Source organism: Cupriavidus sp. BIS7 (assembly GCF_000292345.1).
GTDB lineage: Bacteria > Pseudomonadota > Gammaproteobacteria > Burkholderiales > Burkholderiaceae > Cupriavidus.
Genome location: NZ_ALOU01000128.1, coordinates 1 through 1,678 on the forward strand (window position 1 = coordinate 1; position 1,678 = coordinate 1,678).

Here is a 1,678-nt window from a genome sequence, read left to right on the forward strand (position 1 = left end):
CAGCGGCAGCAGGATCGAGAGGATCACGGCCGCCAACAGCGCAGTGCCCGGAATGTCGATGCCTGCGGCATTCTCGCGTCGCGTTTCGGGGATCACGCGATGCGACAAGGCAAGAATTGCCACGCACACGGGCAGGTTGATCAGGAATGCATTGCGCCAGCCCAGGCCGCCGATATCGGCATCGACAAGGAAGCCGCCGAGTACCTGCCCGATGATGAACGCGATGCCACCAATCGACGCAAACAGCGCCAGCGCGCGGGAATGCGCATGTCCGCGCAGGCCCACGTGGATCGTCGCCAGGATCTGCGGCACCAGTAGCGCCGCCGCCGCGCCCTGGAGTGTCCGTGCGGCCAGCAGCATTGGCATGGACGCGGCCACGCCGCACAGCAACGATGCAATGCCAAACAGCAGCACGCCAATGTTGAAGATGCGGCGGCGGCCGAAGTTGTCGCCGAGCCGGCCGCCCATGGCCAGGCATACGGCGAACGCCACGCCATAGACGGCCACCAGCAGTTCCAGCTCGGAAGGCGTCGCCTGAAGCGAGTGCTCGATGGGATGCAGGGCCACATTGACGATCGAAAAGTCGATCTGCGGCAGTAACTGGCCAGCCAGCAGGACATACAGCCCTGCACGGCCAAGGGAGGGATTGGAGGAGTGTGATTGCATGACGATTCTGGCCTCGACAACGCTTGAGGACCGGAGTATGGTGGCTCAACCAGACTGGTACAAGAGTCCAGTTAGACTGGTATAAATAGTGTCAGCCTTAGTGTCAGCTTAGCCAGGGAGTGACTTGTCATGAACGCACGCCAGGAAACGCGCGCACTGCTGGATGTGGACGAAACCGAAGAGCTTGCCAGCACCGGTCGCGAGCAGGAACTGGGCGCATTCCTGCGCGCGCGTCGGGAGAACCTGGACCCGGCACGGCTCGGCCTGTCACGCATGGGGCGCCGGCGCACGCCGGGGCTGCGACGCGAGGAAGTGGCCGCGATGGCCGATATCGGCATCACGTGGTACACGAAGCTGGAGCAGGGCCGGCCGATCCGCGTATCGCCGAAGGTGCTCAACGCGGTGGCTGCCGCGCTGCAATGCACGCCGACCGAAACCGAGCACCTGTTCACGCTGGCCGGCATGCAGCGGCCTGCACCGCTGGCCGGGACATCGGTCTGCGAAACAGTGTCCGCGACGACGCAGCGGATTCTCGATCAACTCGACCCGATCCCGGCATTGGTCCAGAACGCGCGGTTCGATATCGTCGCGCATAACCAGGCCTACTGCAGGCTGCTTGGTGTCGATCTGCCGAACTTGCCGATCGAGGATCGCAACTGCATCTATCTGGCACTGACGCACCCCGCGTGGCGCGCGATCGTGGTGGACTGGCACGACATGATCGCCAGCATGGTGGCGCTGTATCGCGCCGCGATGGCCGAGCATGTGCACGATCCCGTCTGGGAGGCGCAGCTTGAGCGCTACATGGAAGTGTCGGAGCTGTTTCGCGACCTGTGGCAGCGCTATCAGGTGCGTGGCATCCAGAACCACGTCAAGCAGTTCACCCACCCGGAAACCGGGGCATTCAACCTGACGCAGACGAACTGGTGGACCGCACCGCGCAACGGTGCGCGGCTGCTGGTCTATGTGCCGGGAGACGAGGCCGCCGAGGCGGCGCTGCGCAAGCTGCGGC

At 64.4% G+C, this 1,678-nt stretch carries 2 protein-coding genes; one reads left to right on the forward strand and one right to left on the reverse strand.

All coding sequences use genetic code 11. From position 1 onward, the window contains the following. Positions 1-666: MFS transporter (locus B552_RS0126850; protein ID WP_019452154.1), on the reverse strand; the 666-nt coding region annotated here is incomplete at its 3' end. Between the two features lie 129 nt (positions 667-795). On the opposite strand from B552_RS0126850, the gene B552_RS0126855 reads away from it, so the two are divergent. Beyond that, a partial coding sequence (locus B552_RS0126855; RefSeq protein ID WP_019452155.1) for a helix-turn-helix transcriptional regulator occupies positions 796-1,678 on the forward strand: 883 nt, incomplete at its 3' end.